At 67.3% G+C, this 19990-nt stretch carries 19 protein-coding genes and 3 tRNA genes; 8 read left to right on the forward strand and 14 right to left on the reverse strand.

What is annotated here, in order from left to right:
• Window positions 1-58: 58 nt before the first annotated feature.
• A complete protein-coding gene (locus NI1_RS26030; RefSeq protein WP_067825693.1) occupies window positions 59-676 on the reverse strand; it encodes a DUF4190 domain-containing protein in 618 nt (205 codons plus the stop codon).
• Window positions 677-725: 49 nt separating this feature from the next.
• On the opposite strand from NI1_RS26030, the gene NI1_RS26035 reads away from it, so the two are divergent.
• Window positions 726-1496 (forward strand): queuosine precursor transporter, encoded by a 771-nt coding sequence (locus NI1_RS26035; RefSeq protein ID WP_067825695.1) that lies wholly within the window; start codon window positions 726-728, stop codon window positions 1494-1496.
• A 34-nt stretch (window positions 1497-1530) separates the two neighbouring features.
• Here NI1_RS26035 and tgt read toward each other — a convergent pair whose 3' ends face one another.
• The 5 genes from tgt to NI1_RS26060 form a co-directional block, all read right to left on the reverse strand.
• Entirely contained in the window at window positions 1531-2778 is a 1248-nt protein-coding gene (gene tgt, locus NI1_RS26040) for a tRNA guanosine(34) transglycosylase Tgt (protein WP_067825697.1), read from the reverse strand.
• A gap of 67 nt (window positions 2779-2845) precedes the next feature.
• Window positions 2846-4807 carry an ABC transporter ATP-binding protein gene (locus NI1_RS26045; protein WP_084523700.1) on the reverse strand — a complete coding sequence of 654 codons (1962 nt, stop codon included), beginning with the start codon at window positions 4805-4807 and terminating at the stop codon, window positions 2846-2848.
• On the reverse strand, window positions 4804-6537 hold the full coding sequence (locus NI1_RS26050) for an ABC transporter ATP-binding protein (protein ID WP_067825699.1): 1734 nt from the start codon (window positions 6535-6537) through the stop codon (window positions 4804-4806). Before NI1_RS26050 ends, NI1_RS26045 begins: the two co-directional genes overlap by 4 nt.
• A gap of 102 nt (window positions 6538-6639) precedes the next feature.
• Window positions 6640-7155 (reverse strand): RrF2 family transcriptional regulator, encoded by a 516-nt coding sequence (locus NI1_RS26055; RefSeq protein ID WP_067825701.1) that lies wholly within the window; start codon window positions 7153-7155, stop codon window positions 6640-6642.
• A gap of 69 nt (window positions 7156-7224) precedes the next feature.
• A complete protein-coding gene (locus NI1_RS26060; protein WP_245663404.1) occupies window positions 7225-7791 on the reverse strand; it encodes a TetR/AcrR family transcriptional regulator in 567 nt (188 codons plus the stop codon).
• A gap of 233 nt (window positions 7792-8024) precedes the next feature.
• Here NI1_RS26060 and NI1_RS26065 point away from each other — a divergent pair, with 233 nt between their 5' ends.
• The gene (locus tag NI1_RS26065; protein WP_067825705.1) at window positions 8025-10325 is read left to right on the forward strand and encodes an MMPL family transporter; all 2301 of its coding nucleotides are present in this window, start codon (window positions 8025-8027) and stop codon (window positions 10323-10325) included.
• 120 nt (window positions 10326-10445) lie between these two features.
• Here the strand turns inward: NI1_RS26065 and NI1_RS26070 are convergent.
• From NI1_RS26070 to NI1_RS26080, 3 genes are all read right to left on the reverse strand, one after another.
• Window positions 10446-10533: transfer RNA gene (locus NI1_RS26070), tRNA-Ser, on the reverse strand.
• A 55-nt stretch (window positions 10534-10588) separates the two neighbouring features.
• Window positions 10589-11026 carry a nucleoside deaminase gene (locus NI1_RS26075; protein WP_067826004.1) on the reverse strand — a complete coding sequence of 146 codons (438 nt, stop codon included), beginning with the start codon at window positions 11024-11026 and terminating at the stop codon, window positions 10589-10591.
• A 23-nt stretch (window positions 11027-11049) separates the two neighbouring features.
• On the reverse strand, window positions 11050-11589 hold the full coding sequence (locus NI1_RS26080; RefSeq protein WP_067825707.1) for a tRNA adenosine deaminase-associated protein: 540 nt from the start codon (window positions 11587-11589) through the stop codon (window positions 11050-11052).
• A 58-nt stretch (window positions 11590-11647) separates the two neighbouring features.
• Between NI1_RS26080 and NI1_RS26085 the strand changes: the two genes are divergently transcribed.
• Window positions 11648-12598, forward strand: coding sequence for a prephenate dehydrogenase (locus NI1_RS26085; RefSeq protein WP_067825709.1), 951 nt, complete (start codon window positions 11648-11650; stop codon window positions 12596-12598).
• On the opposite strand, the gene NI1_RS26090 is transcribed toward NI1_RS26085, so the two are convergent.
• Window positions 12595-13197 (reverse strand): putative glycolipid-binding domain-containing protein, encoded by a 603-nt coding sequence (locus NI1_RS26090; protein ID WP_281179512.1) that lies wholly within the window; start codon window positions 13195-13197, stop codon window positions 12595-12597. The two genes, NI1_RS26085 and NI1_RS26090, sit on opposite strands and share 4 nt — an antisense overlap.
• 245 nt (window positions 13198-13442) lie before the next feature.
• Between NI1_RS26090 and NI1_RS26095 the strand changes: the two genes are divergently transcribed.
• The 4 genes from NI1_RS26095 (at window position 13443) to NI1_RS26110 (ending at window position 16666) form a co-directional block, all read left to right on the forward strand.
• Window positions 13443-14585: a DNA cytosine methyltransferase gene (locus tag NI1_RS26095; protein ID WP_067825712.1), complete on the forward strand. Its 1143-nt coding sequence runs from the start codon at window positions 13443-13445 to the stop codon at window positions 14583-14585.
• A 60-nt stretch (window positions 14586-14645) separates the two neighbouring features.
• Entirely contained in the window at window positions 14646-15092 is a 447-nt protein-coding gene (locus tag NI1_RS26100) for a very short patch repair endonuclease (protein ID WP_084523704.1), read from the forward strand.
• Between the two features lie 93 nt (window positions 15093-15185).
• Window positions 15186-15923: a DUF998 domain-containing protein gene (locus NI1_RS26105; RefSeq protein WP_084523706.1), complete on the forward strand. Its 738-nt coding sequence runs from the start codon at window positions 15186-15188 to the stop codon at window positions 15921-15923.
• A gap of 26 nt (window positions 15924-15949) precedes the next feature.
• Complete coding sequence (locus NI1_RS26110) at window positions 15950-16666, forward strand: maleylpyruvate isomerase family mycothiol-dependent enzyme (protein ID WP_084523770.1); 717 nt, start codon at window positions 15950-15952, stop codon at window positions 16664-16666.
• A gap of 78 nt (window positions 16667-16744) precedes the next feature.
• Here the strand turns inward: NI1_RS26110 and NI1_RS26115 are convergent.
• The 3 genes from NI1_RS26115 to NI1_RS26125 all read right to left on the reverse strand — a co-directional run bounded on the left by NI1_RS26115 (window position 16745) and on the right by NI1_RS26125 (window position 17724).
• A tRNA-Arg gene (locus tag NI1_RS26115) sits at window positions 16745-16817 on the reverse strand.
• A gap of 39 nt (window positions 16818-16856) precedes the next feature.
• Window positions 16857-16946 (reverse strand) — tRNA-Ser (locus NI1_RS26120).
• A gap of 88 nt (window positions 16947-17034) precedes the next feature.
• Complete coding sequence (locus NI1_RS26125) at window positions 17035-17724, reverse strand: dienelactone hydrolase family protein (protein WP_067825715.1); 690 nt, start codon at window positions 17722-17724, stop codon at window positions 17035-17037.
• 105 nt (window positions 17725-17829) lie between these two features.
• Between NI1_RS26125 and hisC the strand changes: the two genes are divergently transcribed.
• A complete protein-coding gene (hisC, locus tag NI1_RS26130; protein ID WP_067825717.1) occupies window positions 17830-18909 on the forward strand; it encodes a histidinol-phosphate transaminase in 1080 nt (359 codons plus the stop codon).
• A gap of 8 nt (window positions 18910-18917) precedes the next feature.
• Here the strand turns inward: hisC and NI1_RS26135 are convergent, their stop codons facing one another.
• On the reverse strand, window positions 18918-19970 hold the full coding sequence (locus NI1_RS26135; protein WP_067825719.1) for an alpha/beta hydrolase: 1053 nt from the start codon (window positions 19968-19970) through the stop codon (window positions 18918-18920).
• Between the last annotated feature and the right edge of the window lie 20 nt (window positions 19971-19990).

The following is a 19990-nucleotide window of genomic DNA, read 5'->3' on the forward strand; positions in this document are numbered from 1 at the left end:
CGAAAACCTCGGGCGCGCATCCGATCCGGATGCGCGCCCGTTTTCGTACCGGCGAGAGCTACGTTCCGCTCGAGGCCGCGATGATGATGAAGAGCCAGTAGATGACCGCGAGCGCGAGCCCGCCCGCACCCACCCAGATCCCGGCCAGCGCCATGCCCTTGCCCTGCTGCCCGGTCTGCTTGATCTGATTCAGCGCCACCACGCCCATGATCAGGCCGGCCAGCGACAACACGCCGAACATGCACAGCAGCAACCCGACGATGGACAGGATCATCGACGCGATGGCCAGCCCGTTGGTGCCCAGCCCGGGCTGCGCGTACCCGTAGGGCTGATAGCCCGGCTGCTGATAACCGTAACCCGGCGCCTGCGGATAGGGATTCGGTCCCGACTGGTACGCCCCGCCCGCGGGCGGCGGAAACGCATTGGGCCCGGACTGATACGGCCCGGCGGCCGGCTGCGGATACGACGGCGCCGAATTCGGCTGCGGCGGCGGATAACTCGGGTAGGGGGAGGCCGACGGCGTCTCCGGCTGCTTCGAAAGATTCGGCGCGGAGGAGTAACCGGGGGTTGGCGGCGCCGATTGCTGCGGAGCCGATCCGGAGGACTGCGCGTCCGGCGAAACACCCTCCCCGCCGTACTGCTTCCACCACTCGTCGGAATCTCCGGGATTCGTCATCCGCCCAGCCTATTCCACCAGGCAGGTCGACCGGTATCCTGTTCACTTCGTGAGTGATGCATTACTTCCGGCGGACACCGCCGGCACTGGACGCCCCGCCTCCGAACACGCGGCATTCGCGAAGGCGGCGGGGGGTTACTACACACCGGTCGTGGCGCTGTTCACGGCAGTTCTGATCATTTCCAATATCTGCGCGACCAAGGGCGTGCAGTTCTTCGCCGACCATTCGGTCAAGCTCGGGCCGATCGATATCCTGCCGATCACCACCGACGGCGCCTGGTTCCTGTTCCCGCTCGCCTACATCATCGGCGACGTGCTCAGCGAGGTGTACGGGTTCAAGGCGGCACGGCGCGCGATCTACTTCGGGTTCGGCATCCTGTTGCTGATGGTGGGCTGCTTCTGGATCGCCCGGCAGCTCCCGGCGCTCGACCCCGGCTACCAGAGCTCCTTCGACGCCGTGCTCGGCACCACGCCGCAGCTGGTGCTGGCGGGGCTGTGCGGGTACTTCGTGGGCGAGATGCTGAACTCGGCCGCGCTGGTCGCCATCAAGGAGAGGACCAAGGAGAAGCATCTGTGGGCACGGCTCATCGGCTCCACCGTGGTCGGGGAGTTCGGTGACACGCTGATCTTCTGCTCCATCGCGGCGACGGCGATCGGGATCGATTCCTGGGGCACGTTCGTCAACTACGTGGTGGTGGGTTTCGTCTGGAAGACCCTCGCGGAGGTGATCGTGCTGCCCATCACCTACCGGGTGATCGCCTTCCTCAAGAAGCACGAACCCAGTTACGAACCACTGCCGGTACCGGCGCTGGCGAGTTGACCGGATGGGGTGTGGCCTTGCGCCACACCCCATTTCATTTGCCGGGGGCCTTGATCCGGCCCTGCCAGCCGGCCAGGTACTCGGTCTTGTATTCCTGGAAATACCCGCCGTCGATGCTCTCGCGAATGCGATCCACCAGCCGAACGGTGAAGCGCTCGTTGTGAATTGTGCACAGCGTCGACGCCAGCATTTCCTTCGCCTTGAACAGGTGATGGATGTAGGCGCGGGTGTAGTGCGCGCAGGTGTAGCAATCGCAGGTGGAATCGATGGGCGTGAAATCCCGCTTGAAGCGCGCGGTATTGATATTGAACCGGCCTTCGTCGGTGTACAGCGCGGCATTGCGCGCGACGCGGGACGGATTCACGCAATCGAAAGTGTCCGCGCCGTTTTCGATGGCGACGAACATGTCCTCGGGCTCGCTGATGCCGAGCATGTGCCGCGGCTTGGCCTCGGGCAGCTCGTCACAGCACCAGCCGACGATGGTGCCGAGATTGTGCTTCTCCAGCGCGCCGCCGATACCGTAACCGTCGAAACCCGTTCCGCCGTCGCCACGCAACGCCTCCAGATCGCGACATGCCTTGCGGCGCAGGTCTTCGTACTGCGCGCCCTGGATGACGCCGAACAGCGCCTGGTAGGGGCGGTGCGAACGCGCCTCGGTCAGACGCTCGTGCTCGTCCAGGCAGCGCTTGGCCCAGCGGCGGGTGCGCTCCAGCGATTCCTCTTGGTAGCCACGGGTATTCATCAACGTGGTGAGCTCGTCGAAGGCGAACATGATGTCCGCCCCGAGCTGATGCTGGATGCCCATCGACACCTCGGGGGTGAAGCGATGCTTGGAGCCGTCGAGGTGCGAGCGGAAGGTGACGCCGTCGTCGTCGACGTGCGCGAGGCGTTCCTTGCCCTTGGCGATCACATCGTCGTTCTGCACGCCGACGGCCTCCATGGCCAGTACCTTCTTGAAGCCCACGCCCAGCGACATGACCTGGAAGCCGCCGCTGTCGGTGAAGGTGGGGCCGTGCCAATTCATGAATTCGGCCAGGCCGCCGCCTTCGTCCACAATGTCCGGGCCGGGCTGGAGATACAGGTGATAGGCGTTCGCGAGCAGCGCCTGCGAACCCAGTTCCTTCATGGTCTCCGGCAGCACCGCTTTCACGGTCGCCTTGGTGCCGACCGGAATGAACGCGGGGGTCGCGATGTCTCCGTGCGGGGTGCTGATCACTCCCGTTCGACCGTGGCGGCCTTCCAGCCGGGTACCGACTTTGAACGAGAATCCGGAATCAGACACCCCGCGATGCTAATCGCACCGGCCGATACAACTCCGCCCGGCCCGTCGGGGCCGGGCGGAAAATAGATCATTTACCCAGCGAGACCACGTCCGGATCCGGGTCGTCCACATTCTCGCCCTCACCATCGGTGATAGCCGCCGAGAACTGCGCTTGGTACAGGCGGTAGTACGCGCCGCGGGCCTGGAGCAATTGGTCGTGGGTGCCCTGCTCGACGATCTTGCCCTTCTCCATCACCACGATGGTGTCGGCATCGCGAATCGTCGAAAGTCGGTGCGCGATCACGAAACTCGTGCGATCCCGGCGCAGCGCCGCCATGGCGTGCTGCACCAGCAATTCGGTACGGGTGTCGACCGAACTGGTCGCCTCGTCCAGGATCAGGATGGACGGCTTGGCCAGGAACGCGCGGGCGATGGTGATGAGCTGCTTCTCACCGGCGCTGACGCCGGAACCCTCTTCGTCGATGACGGTCTCGTACCCGTGCGGCAGCGCGTGCACGAACCGGTCCACATACGCCGCCCGCGCGGCTTCGAGGATCTCGTCCTCGGAGGCGTTCGGATTGCCGTAGGCGATGTTCTCCCGGATCGTGCCGCCGAAGAGCCAGGTGTCCTGCAACACCATGCCCATCCGGGCGCGCAGATGATCGCGGCTGATCCGGGTGATGTCGACGCCGTCGATGGTGATCGCGCCGTCGTCCACCTCGTAGAACCGCATGAGCAGGTTGACCAGCGTGGTCTTGCCCGCACCGGTCGGCCCGACGATGGCGACCACATGCCCCGGTTCGGCGACCAGCGACAGCTCTTCGATGACCGGCGTCTCCGGTTCGTACCGGAACGACACCCGCTCGAACGCCACCCGCCCGCGATCCAGCGGCCGCGAATCCTCGACCTCGGGATCGGGGATCTGCTCGTCGGTGTCGAGGATCTCGAAGATGCGCTCGGCCGAGGCCACGCCCGACTGCAAGAGGTTGATCATCGAGCCGATCTGGGTGAGCGGCTGGGTGAACCCGCGCGAGTACTGGATGAACGCCTGCACCTCGCCCAGCGACAGCTGACCCGAGGCCACCCGCAGGCCACCGACCACGGCGATCAGCACGTAGTTCAGGTTCCCGAGGAACATGATGGCGGGCATGATCAGGCCGGAGATGAACTGCGACTTGAACGATGCGTCGTAGAGCTTGCCGTTGGTCTCGTCGAACCGCTCGCCCACCTCGCGCACCCGGCCGAAGGCGCTGACCACCTCGTGCCCGGTGAAGGCCTCCTCGACCTGCGAGTTGACCTCGCCGGTCAGCTTCCACTGATCCACGAAGTGCGGTTTGGAGCGCTTGGCGATCAGGGCGGTGGCGACGATCGCCAGCGGCACGGTGAGCAGGGCGATCAGTGCCAGCAGCGGCGAGATCCAGAACATCATGATCAGGATGCCGATCACCGACAGCGCGGAGATGATCAGCTGACTCATGGTCTGCGACAACGTCTGCGCCACATTGTCGACGTCGTTGGTGACCCGGGACAGCACGTCGCCGCGCGGCTGCGAATCGAAGTAGCTCAGCGGCAGGCGGTGGATCTTCTCCTCGATCTCGTTGCGCAGCCGCCGCACCGTCCGGTTGATGACGATGTTGAGCAGGTACGCCTCGAGGAAGCCGAAGACCGACGAGCCGATGTAGAGCGCGAGCACGATGGCCAGCACCCGGCCCACGGCCGAGAAGTCCACGCCCACACCGGGAATCACGTCCATGCTGGCGAGCATGTCGGCGAAGGTGCCGTCGGCCTGGCGGATCTGCTCGACCGCCTGCTCCTTGGTCATACCCGCCGGCAACTGCTTGCCGACCACGCCGTCGAAGATCAGGTTGGTGGCCTTGCCGAGGATCTGCGGGCCCAGGGTATTGAGCACCACCGAGGACACGGCGAGCACGAAAACGATTGCCAGATAGAAACGTTCGGGAGCGAGCCGGCGTAGGACGCGCTTCAGCGACGGCCCGAAGGACTTGGCCTTCGCGTCCGGCGCGCCGGGAGCGGGAGCGCCGGGCCTCATCGAACCTCCTCCGCGCTGAGCTGGGACTCCACGATCTCGCGGTATTCCGGTGTGTCCCTGAGCAATTGCTCGTGGGTACCGATACCGGCCATCACCCCGTCGTCCAGCACCACGATCTGATCGGCCTCGCGGATGGTCGAGATGCGCTGGGCCACAATGATTACCGCCGCATTCCGGGTCTCCGGCTTCAAGGCGTCCCGGACCCGGAAGTCGGTGGCCACGTCGAGCGCGGAGAAGCAGTCGTCGAACAGATAGATGCGCGGCTTGCGCACCAGGGCGCGGGCGATCGCCAGGCGCTGACGCTGACCGCCGGAGACCGTCGTACCGCCCTGTGCGACAGGGGTTTCCAGACCCTGCGGCATCTCCCGCACGAAGTCCGCGGCCTGCGCGATCTCCAGCGCGTGCCAGAGCTCCTCGTCGGTGGCGTCCGGCTTGCCGTAGCGCAGGTTGGAGCCGATGGTGCCGGAGAACAGGTACCCCTTCTGCGGCACCAGGCCGATCTGATCGCGCAGCAGCTCCAGATCGATGTGCCGCACATCGGTGCCGCCCACGTACACCGCGCCGTCGGTGACATCGATCAGCCGCGGGATCAGGTTGACCAGCGTCGTCTTGCCCGAGCCGGTCGCGCCCACGATGGCGGTGGTGGTGCCGGGCGTCACCGCGAAGCGGATCGCGCTGAGCACCGGCTTCTCCGCGCCCGGGAACTTGAACTCGGCGAACTGGAAATCGACGGTGCCCGGATCGCCCTTGAACGGCTGCGGCAGCCGCGGCGGCTCCACCGAGGATTCGGTGTCCAGCACCGCGCCGATGCGCTCGGCCGAGACCGCGGCGCGCGGGGCCATCATCGCCAGGAAGGAGGCCATCATGACCGCCATCAGGATCTGCATGATGTAGGCCAGCATCGCGGTGAGCGAGCCGATCTGCATGGTGCCCGCGTCGACGGCGTGCCCGCCGAACCAAATGACGCCCACCGCAGTCACATTCGAGATCAGCATGACCGACGGGAACATCAGCGCCATGTAGCGGCCGACATACAGCGACGCGTCGGTCAGCTCCGAGTTGGCCACGCCGAAGCGCCACGCCTCCTGCCGCTCGCGCACGAACGCGCGCACCACGCGGATACCGGTGATCTGTTCGCGCAGTACGCGATTCACCGAGTCGATGCGGTCCTGCATACGCCGGAAGCCGGGCACCATGCGGGTGATGATGAAGGCCATGGACAGGCCCAGCGCGGGCACCGCGATGAGCAGCAGCCAGGACAGTTGCAGGTTCTCGCGCAGCGCCATGATGACGCCGCCCACGCACATGATGGGGGCCATCACCAGGATGGTCGCGCTCATCAGGGTGAGCAGCTGAACCTGTTGCACGTCATTGGAATTGCGGGTGATCAGCGACGGGGCGCCGAAGGTGCCCACCTCGCGGGCGGAGAAGCCGCCGACCTGATGCAGCAGCGCGGCGCGCATATCGCGGCCGGCGCCCATGGCGGCCTGCGCGCCCAGGTACACCGACGCGCCCTGCGCCACGATCTGCACGGCGGTCACCAGCAGCATCACTCCGCCGATGCGCCAGATGGCGTCGATATCGCCCTTGGTGACGCCGTCATCGATGATGTCGGCGTTCAGGCTCGGCAGATAGAGCATGGCGATGACCGAGATCAGCTGAAGCACGACCACGCCCACCAGCTGCTTTCGGTAGGGCGCGAGGAAGCTGCGGAGAAGTCTGATCAACATGATGTTCGCAGGCTACCCCTGACCGGTGACCGGCGCGGCGAGGTTTTCGGCGCGGTGATGAGGAGTGCGCCACGTCACATCCGGACCGCCGCGGGTATCGCTTCAGATATCCGGAGAGTCCAGATCCCGCCACGAGGTTTGCACGACGCCGCCGGTCAGACGGGGTCTGCGGGTCCAGGCGTCGGGGTCGTGCAGCAGTTCGTCCAAGAAGGACGGCAGCAGATCGTGCGCGATATCGGCGATCGTCACCCGCTCCAGCACCGACCGGATATTCACCCGCAGACCGATCCAGACCCGTTGCAATGGCTCGGCCGCACCGGCATAACTGACATCCTCCGGCCGCTGGCCGCGCACCGAGGCGAGCGGACCCTCCACGGCGCGAATCACATCGGCGATGCTGATCTCCGCGGCCGGGCTCGCGAGCCGGTATCCGCCATCGGGTCCGCGGCGGCTGGTGACCAATCCGCCACGCCGCAGATCCGCGACCACCGATTCGAGCACCTTCGGCGGGATGTCCTGAGCGATCACGATGGCGTCGGCCTTCACCGAATCCGGTTGCGCCTTGGCGATTTCCACGAGCGTGCGCACCGCGTAATCGACCTTCGCGGTGATGTGCACGGGGAACTCCTGATCTCCTGGACGCTGAGCGAAAACCTTATCGCGCCACCCGCACTCCGATTCGCCCGGTTATCCCGCCGGATAGAGCACGCTGAGCGCGGAATCCAGCAGTACCTTCTCGATGTGGTCGATATCGACCTCGGGGGCGATCTCCTGGGAGAGCATGGCGGTGCCCAGCACCTGCATGGCCGCGGCCGCGCGCAGCTTGGCCGTGTCGTCGGCGTCCGGCCCGGCCACCCAATCGCACATGCGGCGATGCAGCTCGATGATGTCGGGGTAGCGATTGCCGAGGGCGTTGACGATGGCCACGGTGTCGCGCATGCACAGCACGCCGGTATCGCGGTAGCGCAGCGTCGAGTGCAGGTTGGTGGTCATCACCTCGCGCACCCGCTCCGGTGAATGCTCGAGCCCGTCCAGGCTCTCCACCAGCGCACGCTGATCCTCGAAGATCGGCTCGATGATGGCTATGAGCAAGTCGACTTTGGAGGCGTAGTGGTAATAGAGCGAGGCTTTTGTGATTCCCACCGCATCGGCGACCTCGCGCAAGCTGGTCTGATCGAAGCCTTTGGCCGCGAATAATCGGATGGCGGCCTCGCGAATCGCGTCTTTGGTGCTTCTACCTGCGACGACACTCACGGAACCAACTGGGGCGACCATTCGTTCATCCTCTCACCACGTCTCCCGCAGCGAGCAACACCACTAAAATCGAGGTTGTTCCTCCGCTTTGCCACTCGGTAGTCTACCTACCGCACGGTAGGCAGAATTTTCGTGGAGGCGGGGTTCGACAGGGTTTCCCGCGGCTGAACTGCCTACGCGCTGCTCCAAGACCTGCACATCGCATGCCCGCACCAGCGCCAGGAGAACCCCTCGTGTCCGTATACCTCTATCGGTGGGGCAAATTCGCCTTCCGCCGCAAATGGATCGTCTTACCCGTCTGGCTTCTGCTGTTCCTGCTGCTCGGCGGCTTGGGTGCGCAGCTGAAGGAGCCGATGAGCAATGACTTCAGCATGCCCGAGCTGCCGTCGGCGCGGGCCAACGAGATCCTCGACAAGCACTTCCCCGGCGCCTCGGAAGCCTTCAAATTCGAGGCCGTGACCGGCACCTATGTCATTCAGGCGCCGGCGGGCGAGAAGCTCACCGACGAGAAGAACGTGCGCGAGATCGACGCGCTCATCGGCAAGCTGGGCGAGCTCGGCATCGTGAATCACGATAAGCCGCTGCACAATCCGGTCACCGTGGCGGACAAGATGGGCTGCCTCACCGCGAATCCGGACGTCTCCAAGTGCACCGGCGCACCGCTGAACGTGCTGAACAAGGACGAACCCGGCACGGTCGCGACGCTGAACGTGCCCTTCAAGATCGCCAAATTCAGCGATGTCACCGCCGACGACCGCAAGGCCGCCTACGACGTGGCCCAGGTCGCCCGCGATAACGGGCTGACCGTGGAGATGGCCGGTTCCATCGCGATGGAGCAGCAGCAGCCCGGCGGTAAGTCCGAGATGATCGGCATGGCGGTGGCGCTGGTGGTGATGATGGTCGCCTTCGGTGCGATCGTCGCCTCCTTCGTCCCGATCCTGACCGCGATCATCGGCCTCGGCGCGGCCACCTCGCTGATCTTCGTCGGCACCTCGGTGATCGAGGTTCCGAGCTTCACCACCTTCCTGGCATCCATGATCGGCATCGCGTTGTCCATCGACTACGCGCTGTTCATCGTCTCGCGGTACAAATCCGAACTGGCAGTCCAGGATTCGCCGGAGGAGGCCGCGGGCGTCGCGCTCGGCACCGCCGGTTCCGCGGTCGTGTTCGCGGGTCTGACCGTCATCATCGCGCTGGGCGGGCTCAGCGTGGTCGGCGTCGAGTTCATGACCTTCATGGGCCTGGGCGGCGCCATCGCGGCCGCGTTCGCGGTGCTCACCGCCATCACCCTGATGCCGGCGCTGATGGGCGCGATCGGCCGCTTCCTGTTCAAGCCGAAGCTGCCGCTGGTCGCCCAGCACGATCCCGAGGACGACACCCAGGTCACCAACGGCACCCGTTTCGCCCGCGTGATCGCCAAGGCGCCCGCCATCACCCTGCTGCTCAGCGTGATCCTGCTGGGTGCGCTGGCCGCGCCCGCCGCCGGACTGCAATTGGGTCTGCCGGGCGATGACAGCCTGCCCAAGACGACCACGATCCGTAAGGCGTACGAGATCCGCACCGAGGGCTTCGGTGAGGGCAGCAACGGCGTACTCATGGTGGTCGCCGATCTGGCCGACGTGGCTCCGGAGAAGCGCACGGATGCGGCGAACGCGCTGCGCAAGCAGCTCGAGTCCTACTCCGGCATGGATTACGTGACCGCGCCCGAGTTCAGCGAGGACAAGGCCGGCGCGATGCTCAACGCCGTGCCGAAGAAGGGCCCGAACAACCAGGAGACCAAGGACCTGGTGAGCGATGCCCGCAGCGCGGAAAGCGCACTCGCGGTGGACTACCCGGGCATGGCGTACGGCATCACCGGCACCACGGCCATCTACGCCGACGTCGACCACGTACTGCTCAGCAAGATCGTTCCCTACCTGGCGCTGGTCGCCGGCGCGGCGTTCATCCTGCTGATCCTGGTGTTCCGCTCGATCCTGGTTCCGCTGACCGCGGCGCTCGGCTTCCTGCTCTCGATGGCGGCCACCTTCGGCGCGACGGTGCTGATCTTCCAGGACGGCGCGCTCGGCCTGATCGAGGATCCGCATCCGCTGGTCAGCTTCCTGCCGATCATGTTGATCGGCTTGGTATTCGGCCTCGCCATGGATTACCAGGTCTTCCTGGTGACCCGCATGCGCGAAGAGTTCGTGCACGGCAAGTCCCCCAAGGAAGCCATGATCAGCGGCTACCACCACGGGGCCCGGGTCGTGGTCTCGGCGGCGATCATCATGATCTCGGTGTTCGGCTCCTTCATCCTGGAGACCGACGCCACCGCCAAGTCCTTCGGTTTCGCGCTCGCCGCGGGCGTCCTGTTCGACGCCTTCATCGTGCGCATGGTGCTGATCCCGTCCCTGCTCGTCCTGATGGGCAAGTGGGCCTGGTGGATGCCGAAGTGGCTGGACCGCATCCTGCCCGATATCGACGTCGAAGGCTCCAAGCTGCGCGAGTTGCAGCAGAAGCCGGTCGAGTTGACCAAGGAGCCCGCCTCCGTGGGCTGACGCACACGCCCTGAAAAACACCGACCCCCAGCCGAATCCGGTTGGGGGTCGGTGCGTTCCGGGGGCCGGCGGCCGAAAGAAAAAGCCCCGCAACCGGTTTCCCGGTGCGGGGCTTCTCAGCGGTGGCGGAGGGATTTGAACCCTCGGAGGGGGGTTACCCCTCACACGCTTTCGAGGCGTGCTCCTTAGGCCGCTCGGACACGCCACCGGTGGTGACTTTACCGGACGGCACCGCGAATCCCGAAATCGGCTGGAGAGACAGGTCAGGGGCGCTGGGATCGGAAGAAATCGTCCAGGAGCGCGGCGCATTCGGGTTCCAGGACGCCGGCGGTGACTTGGGGGCGATGGTTGAGACGTCGATCACGGACCACGTCCCAGAGCGAGCCGACCGCGCCGGTCTTGGGTTCCCAGGCGCCGAAGACGAGTTTGCCGATGCGCGAGAGCACCAGCGCGCCCGCGCACATGGTGCAGGGCTCGAGGGTGACGGCGAGGGTCGCGCCCTCGAGCCGCCAGCCGTCGCCCAGGACCGCGGTGGCCGCGCGCAAGGCGAGGACTTCGGCGTGGGCGGTGGGGTCACCGGTCGCCTCCCGGGCATTGGCGGCGCGGGCCAGTTCCTGCCCGTCGGGACCGAAGACGACCGCGCCGACGGGCACGTCGCGGGGATCGGCGGTGCGGGCCGCTTCGATCGCCGCGCGGATCATGGCCTCGTCGGCGCGGGTGGGGGTCAACGCGGGAGTTTGTCCAGCACCGCGGCGAATTCGTTGGCGAAGCCGAGGCGCTGGGCGATCATGCCGAGCTGTTCGTCCGGGTAGAGGTCGGTCTCGGCGAGGATGACCGCGAGCACCGGTTCGGGCAGGCCGAGGTCGGCCAGGACGCCGAGATCGCCTTCCTCCCAGGGTTCGACGTCGTCGATATCGTCCGGATCGATATCGGGGATTTCGACGTTCAGGTGCTCGAGGACCTCGTAGGCGATGTCGTAGTCGATGGCCGCCGTCGCATCCGACAGCAGGATGCGGCTGCCGGTGGGCGCGGGGCGCAGGATGATGAAGAACTCGTCGTCGATATCGAGCAGACCGAAGACCGCGCCGGAGCTTCGCAAACCTCGCAACTCGTCCTCCGCTTCGGAGAGACTGTGCAGTGCCGCCGAGGTCAACGGCGTCACTTTCCAGTTGGCTTCCTCGCGGACAACCGCCACTGCGAACCCTTCCACGTCGTCGTATTCTTCCGACGCCGCCCTGTTCGCGCTCGAGCGTTGTGCTGCCATGGGCGCAACGGTAGTCCGCTTCGGGGGAAATGTTGAAGTCGTATGCGAATCTGATCGCATGACGGGCCATCCGAAAGCAGCTGTCTGTGTCCTCGGTACCGGATTGATCGGGGGTTCGGTGCTGCGCGCCGCGGCCGCCGCGGGCTACGAAGCCTGGGGGTACAACCGTTCGGAAGCGGGTGCGAGCGCCGCGCGCGCCGACGGATTCGAGGTGAGCGGGGACGTGGAGGCGGTGCTGCGGCGCGCCGCCGAACAGGACGCGTTGATCGTGGTCGGCGTACCCATGCCAGCCATCGACACCGTGCTCTCGGATGTGAAGTCCTTCGCGCCCGACTGCGCGCTCACCGATGTGGTGAGCGTGAAAGCCCCGGTCCGCGACGCCGTGCACCGGCACGAACTGGGTGCGCGCTTCGTCGGCGGCCACCCGATGGCCGGGACCAGCGAATCGGGCTGGGCGGCAACTACTCCCGAGTTGTTCGAGAAAGCCGCCTGGGCGGTGAGCGTGGATCCGGGTACGCATGCCGAAACCTGGCGGCGGGTGGCGCAATTGGCGCTGGACTGCGGGGCCGTGGTGGTCCCGGTGCGCTCGGAGGAGCACGACCAGGCGGTGGCGCGCATCTCGCACCTGCCGCACCTGCTCGCCGAGGCCCTGGCCATCCAGGGCAATAACGGCGGCCCGCTGGCGCTGGGCCTGGCGGCCGGATCCTTCCGCGACGGCACCCGGGTGGCGGCCACCGCGCCCGCCCTGGTGCGCGCCATCTGCGAGCCGAATGCGGCCGCGCTGCTCGCGGTCCTCGATGACACGCTTCGCGTGCTCGAGGGCGCGCGCGAAAGCCTGCGCGCGAACGGTGAGATCGCGCAGCTGGTGGAGGCCGGGCACGACGGCCGCGTCGAGTACGAGGACAACCAGCGCTGGGTCATCACCGATGTGCGCCCCGGCGACCAGGATTGGCTGGAGCGGCTCGCCGACGCCGGTCGCCGCGGCGGGGTCGTCGAATCGCTCGGCTAGATCCGCTCGGCCAGGCCGGGGTAGTCGAGCAGGAACCCGTCGTTGTCGACGGTGACGGTGGCCGAGGAGACGGGCGAGAGCACGTGGATGCCGTCCGCTCCGCTGCTGTAGGTGAGGCTGGCTTCCTGCACCAGCAGATCCGGCAGCCGCACATAGACGACCGGCACCTGCACGTCCTCGCTGGCGTGCGCCAGCCCGTACCGGCGGATCGGCAGCGTGTTGAAGAACGGGCTGAGCACCACGTCCACGTCCAGCGCGCCGCCGAAAGTGGAGCGTACGTGGGTGTTTCCCGCGTCGATCAGCCAGTAGTTCTCTTCGTCGCGGGCGATGGAGGCGTGCCGTTCGCCGGTGGCGAGGGTGCTGCGCAGCGACAGCCGCCGGGTGACGCCGTTCTCGTCGGTGACCAGGTCGTAGGAGGCGCTGAAGGCGGGATGGTCTTCGCATTCGCCGGCGATGATGCGGCCGGCGGCACGAATCCGATTGCCGCTGAGCACCACCCGCACCGATTCCATCCGGGACGCGTTGTGCGCCCGCCAGGTGAGAATCGATGGCCATTTGGGCGTCGCCGGCGTCGTGTCCTCGCTCCCGCTCTCCGTCACGCTTAATACCGTACGTGCAGGTGTGCGCCCGCTCGCGCGCACGCGGCACCGCGCGCCACGGATCACAGCGCGCGCGGTCCCGCGATCGCACCGAAGGCGGTCCCGGCCGAAATTCCTCGGCATTATGCCTGGTAGGTCCGTTGTGCCCGGTGTTGATCTCGGTGGGCGGCGCGCGACTCGAGTAACGTACCCGGGGCAGATGGGGACTCCGGGGTGAAAGGGACGGCACAGTGACGGGCGCGCGGATGGTCGGCCTGTTCGCCGGCATCGGCGGACTGGAACTCGGGCTGGCCGCGCACGGCTGGCGCAGTGAGCTGTTGTGCGAGATCGATGCCGGGGCGCAGGCGGTGCTGGCCGCGCACTTCCCGGACGTGCCGGTGCATTCGGATGTGAAGCGGCTGCGCGCGCTGCCCGCCGGCACCGAGCTGGTGGCCGCGGGCTTCCCCTGCCAGGACCTGTCGCAGGCCGGGCGCACGGCCGGAATCACCGGGGCGCGTTCGGGTTTGGTGGACGAGGTGTTCCGCCTGGTGCGCCGCAAACGGGGCCCGCGCTGGCTGCTGATCGAGAACGTGCCGTTCATGCTGCAACTGGGCAGCGGGGCGGCCATGCGGCACATCACCGGCGCGCTGGAGGAGCTCGGCTACACCTGGGCCTATCGGGTGGTGGACGCGCGCGCGTTCGGGTTGCCGCAGCGCCGCGAGCGGGTGCTGATGCTGGCCTCGCGCACCGAGGATCCGCGCCCGGTGCTCTTCGGCTGCGATGCCGGGCCGCGCACGGTCGGCGATCCGGAGCAAGATCCGTGCGGCTTCTACTGGACCGAGGGTCAGCGCGGGCTGGGCTGGGCGGTCAACGCGGTGCCCACTTTGAAAGGCGGCTCCGCGCTGGGCATCGCGAGCCCGCCCGCGGTCCGCCTGCCCTCCGGTGAGATCGTCACCCCCGGCCTCACCGACACCGAGCGCCTGCAAGGCTTCGATCGCGATTGGACCGCACCGGCCCTGGGTGTCCCCGGCGTGCGCCCCGGCCATCGCTGGAAACTGGTCGGCAATGCGGTCAGCGTGCGGATGGCCGCCTGGATCGGCTCCCGCCTGGCCCACCCCGCCGACGACCCGTACCCCGACGGTGAACCCCTCACCGGCCGCGGCTGGCCCACCGCGGCCTGGGGTCACGGCGGCGTGCGCATGCGAGTCCCGGTCTCCACCTGGCCCGTTCACGCCCCTTACGAGGACCTGCGCTGGTTCCTCGACGACTCCCGCCTGCTCTCGGCCCGCGCCACCGCCGGTTTCCTGCGCCGCACCCGGATGGGCTCGCTGCGATTCCCGCCCGGTTTCCTGGAGGACGTGGAGAACCACCTCGATCGGATGGGAGGATTCCCGCGCGAGGCCGCTTGAGTCACGGCCTCCGGTAGGAGCGCCCATGACACCGCGTGTGAGCACCCCGGCGATGATCCGGTGAGTGCCGCCAAACCAGTGACCGATGCCGCGACGAGTGCGCGGATGGCCAAGCAGCGGCGGGCGGGGACCGAACCGGAGCTGCAATTGCGGCGGGAGCTGCATCGGCGCGGGAAGCGGTTCTTCGTGGATCGGGCGCCGATTCCGGGAATGCGGCGGCGGGCGGACATTGTTTTTCCGCGATGGAAGGTCGCGGTCTATGTGGACGGGTGTTTCTGGCACAGCTGCCCGGAGCATGCGACGTTCCCGAAGAACAATGCCGAGTGGTGGGCCGAGAAGCTGGCGGGAAACGTCACGCGGGACCGGGATACCGATGCCAGGCTCACGGCGGCGGGCTGGACGGTGGTGCGGGTGTGGGAGCACGTGGGCCCGGATGCGGCGGCTGACCTGGTCACCGCGGCGCTGGGAGCGCGGGTCGCGGCGAGACGGCGAGCGGATGGGTCATGATGGAAGAAGCATCGGACCGTCCGACCAGTCCGGAAAGATCGACTGCGGGCAGTGCAGCGAGAGCGAGTTGAATCAGCGAAAGCGAGCCCGGCGATGACGCCAACCCAGCAGGAACAGGCGGTAGCGGCAACCAGTGCGACCAAGCGCACGCCAGGTTGGCGCAAGATCTCACGCTGGTGCATAGCGATCCTGATCGGTCTCGCCGGTCTCGGCTATTCGTCCTGGGTACTGGAGTTCGTCCTGCCCATCACCAGCGATCCCACCAACACCTTCCTGAGCCAGCTGGCCGAGAAGGGCGCACCGTTCCGCTGGGTCTTCACCACCGGCGACACCGTGGCGGGCGCGCTGCTGATGGTCGCGGGCATCGGCGGCCTGCTGCTGTTCTCGCGGCGGCTGTACTCGAACATCGGCTGGATCGCGCTGGCCTGTTTCGGCGCCTCCACCATCGCGGACGCGCAAATGCCGCTCCAGCAACAGGATCCGAACCGCTATGTGGATACCGGCCTGTTCCCACAGCTGCACCAGGTGCACGCGCTGACCAGCACCCTGGCGGTGTTCTCGATCTACACCGCGATGATCGCGTTCAGCGTGGCGGCGTTCAAGTACAAGCGCTGGCCCATCCTGCGCCACACCGGCCTGTGGATTCTGATCACCGGCTCCATCGTGACGGCGTGGATGCTGATCGCCGACAACCTGTCCGGCAATTACGGCCTCGGGATCGCCCAGCGCATCCAGGTCGGCGCCATGTCGCTGTGGCTGATCGCGCTGGCCGTGCAAATCTTTGTGGCGGAGCGCGATTCGTCCGCACCCGCCGCATCGCCCGGCGTTTGATCCGGGCTCCGGGTACGGTCGGGAATGTGACCAGCGACGCACCGGAAATCACCGAGATAACCGCCCAGCTCGACACCGTGGCCGCCGCGACCGAGCTGCTGCTCGAATCCGCCCGCAAGCTGACCGACGCCGACCTGGTCGAGCCGTCGCTGCTGCCGGGCTGGACCCGCGGGCACGTACTGGCCCACCTCTCACGCAATGCCGACAGCCTGGTCAACCTGCTGTTGTGGGCGCGCACCGGCATCGAAACCCCGCAGTACGCGAGCATGTATCTGCGTGAGGCCGATATCGAGGCGGGTGCGCCGCGGCCGCTGCGCGAACAGCTGGAGGACCTGGCCGCCTCTGCCGAACGCTGGCTGGCGCTGGCGCGGGTGATGCCGGCGGACCGCTGGCCGGCCATCGTGCGCAATCGTCAGGGCGGGGAGATGCCGGCGACCCGGGTGCCGTGGATGCGGTTGGTGGAGGTCGAGATCCATCACGTGGATCTGGTCCTGGGCTACACCCCCGCCGATTGGTCCGAGGCATTTCTGGCCCGCCTGCTCCCCCAAGCCGTCGCCGATCGCGCCGCCCTCGCCGGGCCGGGGTTCACCGTGCACGCCACCGATACGGGCTACACCGGCACGACGGGCGCCGGAGCCACCACCGTCACCGGTCCGGCGGCTGCGCTCGCGGCCTGGTTGATCGGGCGGTCGACCGGCGAGGGGCTCACCGGAGAACTGCCGGATCTGGCGGCTTGGAAGTGAGTTAGCTCACCGCCACGCGAAAGTGGTTGGGGCGCATACAGAAAAGTCCCGCACCGAGTGGTGCGGGACTTTTCGTTGTGCGCCCGAAGGGATTCGAACCCCTAACCTTCTGATCCGTAGTCAGATGCTCTATCCGTTGAGCTACGGGCGCATGGTTATTCAGTTGGTATTACACCAGGCGTACCTGGCTTGGCGGAGGCGAGAGGATTTGAACCTCCGGTCCCCGTGAAGGGACAACTCATTAGCAGTGAGTCCCATTCGGCCGCTCTGGCACGCCTCCTGGTTGCCTTCTTGCGAGGGCGCCGGTCCTTTCGAACCGCCGGGACAGAAGATTACACAGCGGGTGACCAATAGGCCAAATCGGCTGGTCAGCGCAGGTGCGAGTCGAACCAATCGAAGATGCGGGTCTGTGCGTCCAGGGTGGATTCGTCATCGTGCGGGGCGGGTTCGAAGCCGGGGCGGTCCGGGCGGTGGCGCAGACCCGGATAGGTGACCACCAGGGTGGCCACATCGGCGCGGGCGGCGGCATCGCGCAGGCGCTCGATCTGCTCGGGCGGAGTGCGCGGATCGTCGGCCCCGAACAGCGCCAGCCACGGGGCTTTCAAAGTGGGCGCGGCGGCGAGCAGGGCGACGGCCTCCGGGGTGAGCGGGGTTTCGATGCCGGGTGCGGCGACGCTGACCACCGCGCCCACGCGCCGATCGGTGGCGACCAGCGCGGCCGCGGTGCCGGCGGAGTCGAAACCGAGCACGCCGATGCAGTCGCGGAAGACGCCGCGTCCGGTGAGCCATTCGAAGCAGGCGTCGAAATCCTCGATCAGGTCGGTGCCGAAGACGCGGTCCGGCATGGTCCCGTTGTCGCGGTGGAACAGATCGGGGGCCAGCACGGTCCAGCCGTCGTCGGCCAGCGAACGCATGAGTTCCAGCAATGGCTCGGTGAATTCGCGTGATTCGTGCAACACCACGATGCCGCCGCGCGCGTGACCCTCGGGTTCGAGCACCATGACCGGGACCGTGGTGGCGTCGCGCACGGGTGCTAGATCTCGGTAAATGCCCGGCATAACGCCAGAGTAGTGATGCTAGGTAAAGTTTCGGGACAAATTTTCCGGCCGCTCGCCATCGAGGCTCGGCGGCAGCGGATCCGGTCCGCCGCTTAGGGTGGAGGGGTGAGCGCGCACATCCGCCCGGACCTCGATGCCATCCCGGCCTACGTGGCCGGCCGCACCCAGCCGGGCGCGGTGAAACTGGCCAGCAACGAGACCACCTTCCCGCCGCTGCCCGCGGTGACCAAGGCGATCGCCGAAGCCGTCGAGCTGTCCAACCGCTACCCCGACAATGCCGCCGTCGAATTGCGGACGGCCATCGCCGAATTCGTCGGCGTCGAAGTCGAGAACGTGGCGGCCGGCTGCGGCAGCGTGGCGCTCTGCCAGGAGCTGGTGCAGATCACCTGCGCGGAGCCGACCGACGAGGTGCTGTTCGCGTGGCGCTCGTTCGAGGCGTACCCGATCGTCACCCGGGTCGCGGGCGCGCGGGCGGTGCAGGTTCCCCTGGACCACGGTTACGCGCACGATCTGGACGCGCTGGCGGCGGCGGTGACGCCGAATACCCGAGTCGTGTTCGTGTGCAACCCGAACAACCCGACCGGTACCGCGCACGGCAGGGCGGCGATCGAGCGGTTCCTCGATCAGGTGCCGGCGAATGTGCTCGTGGTGCTGGACGAGGCGTACTACGAGTACCTGCGGATTCCCGCCGAGGACTTCCCCAACGGTGTCGAGCTGGGGCGGAACCGGCCGAATGTGCTGGTGCTGCGGACGTTCTCGAAGGCGTACGGACTGGCCGGGCTGCGCGTCGGCTACGCGGTAGGTGCGCCCGAGGTCATCACCGCGCTCATGAAGGTGCACATCCCCTTCAGCGTGAGCCGAGTCGCCCAGGCGGCCGCGATCGCTTCCCTGGAAGCCCGGCACGAGCTGCTGGAGCGCACGAATGCCGTTGTGGCGGAACGCGATCGGATGCGCGATGCCATGCTCGCCGCCGGTTACCCGGTGCCGCGCAGCGAATCGAACTTCATCTGGCTGCCGCTGGGCGAGAAGAGCGCCGAATTCGGCGCCGCCAGCACCGAAGCGGGAGTCATCGTGCGGCCGTACGGCACCGACGGGGTGCGCGTGACCGCGGGCGATCCGCACGAGAACGACTTCTTCCTCGCGTTCGCCACCGATCCGGCGGTCGTCGCGCGGTTCGCGAGCTGAACTCCGGGTCAGCCGATCGCCAGCCCCGCCGCCAAAGTCGGCCAGGCGCGCGGCAGTTCGTCGGTCCAGTACGGCCAGGAGTGCGTTCCGGTGGGGCGCAGGTTCACGTTCGCCCCGATGCCCAAATGCGCCAGGCGGTCGGCGAATTGCTTGGTGCACATGGCCGCGCCCGCTTCGATGGGGCCGCCGAACATGACGGCGTTGCGGAAGTCCGGGGTGCCCTGGATGTCGTGTTCGCCGGGGACGCCGCTGCCCGAGGAGAGGTAGATGGCCTTGCCGCGCAACTGTTCCGCCAGGGCCATCACATCGTGTGCCGCCCATTGCGGGTCGTCGGAGGGGCCGAACATATTGTCCGGATCGCCGCCGAAGGTGCCGACCACGGCGCGCGCCTGCGCCTGGCCGAAGTCGGAACTCATGGCGTAGCAACCGGAATGGGCCGCCACAGCGCGATACAGCCACGGAACGCGTACGGCCAGCATCATGGCTGCCTCGGCGCCCATGGAGACGCCCTCGAGCGCGTTGGCCCCGTTTCCGCCGAAGCGGGAGTCGATGAGGGGTGGCAGTTCGCGGGTGAGGAAGGTTTCCCAGCGATTGGTGCCGAGTTTCGGGTCGGCGCGCAGCCAGTCGGTGTAGTAGCTGGCGGGTCCGCCCAGGGTGAAGACGACGTTCACGGGTTTGTCGGCGTAGAACTCGAGCGCTCCCCCGCGCGCGGTCCAGTTGTTGGCCTCCGGGGAGGCGGCGCGGCCGTCGAGCATGTAGACCGTCGGTCTGGGTTCGTCGCGCCGATCCGGCAGCAGCACTTGGATTTCCACGGTTCTGCCCATGGCCGGTGAGGCGACTTCGACGTGCAGCAGGCGCTCGGTGATGTTCGAGACGCTCCGGATGGCGGCCCGGGACGGGTGCACGGGGTCGACGGCGGGCGGCGCCTCCTCGTTGGAGCCGGATTCGACCGGCGGGTCCGAGAAGGCATGCGGGGGTGCGGAAACGGCCGCACCGGTGAACAGTGCGACCCAGGCGAGGGCGCCGGCCAGGCGACGCCGTGCAACACGGCGGCGATCCACGCCGCCATAGTGCCAGATGG

The sequence above is a fragment of the Nocardia inohanensis NBRC 100128 genome (assembly GCF_001612945.1).
Taxonomy (GTDB): domain Bacteria; phylum Actinomycetota; class Actinomycetes; order Mycobacteriales; family Mycobacteriaceae; genus Nocardia; species Nocardia inohanensis.

What these genes read in the sequence shown, in the direction of transcription:
- NI1_RS26075 (WP_067826004.1), bottom strand. Translation starts at nt 11,026, where the DNA reads ATGATCCGCGCGGCGATCGAAGCGGCCCGCACCGCCGATCCCCGCGAC.
- NI1_RS26080 (WP_067825707.1), bottom strand. Translation starts at nt 11,589, where the DNA reads ATGGCAGCACAACGCTCGAGCGCGAACAGGGCGGCGTCGGAAGAATAC.
- NI1_RS26045 (WP_084523700.1), bottom strand. Translation starts at nt 4,807, where the DNA reads ATGAGGCCCGGCGCTCCCGCTCCCGGCGCGCCGGACGCGAAGGCCAAG.
- NI1_RS26125 (WP_067825715.1), bottom strand. Translation starts at nt 17,724, where the DNA reads ATGCCGGGCATTTACCGAGATCTAGCACCCGTGCGCGACGCCACCACG.
- NI1_RS26095 (WP_067825712.1), top strand. Translation starts at nt 13,443, where the DNA reads ATGGTCGGCCTGTTCGCCGGCATCGGCGGACTGGAACTCGGGCTGGCC.
- NI1_RS26085 (WP_067825709.1), top strand. Translation starts at nt 11,648, where the DNA reads ATGACGGGCCATCCGAAAGCAGCTGTCTGTGTCCTCGGTACCGGATTG.
- NI1_RS26030 (WP_067825693.1), bottom strand. Translation starts at nt 676, where the DNA reads ATGACGAATCCCGGAGATTCCGACGAGTGGTGGAAGCAGTACGGCGGG.
- NI1_RS26105 (WP_084523706.1), top strand. Translation starts at nt 15,186, where the DNA reads ATGACGCCAACCCAGCAGGAACAGGCGGTAGCGGCAACCAGTGCGACC.
- NI1_RS26050 (WP_067825699.1), bottom strand. Translation starts at nt 6,537, where the DNA reads ATGTTGATCAGACTTCTCCGCAGCTTCCTCGCGCCCTACCGAAAGCAG.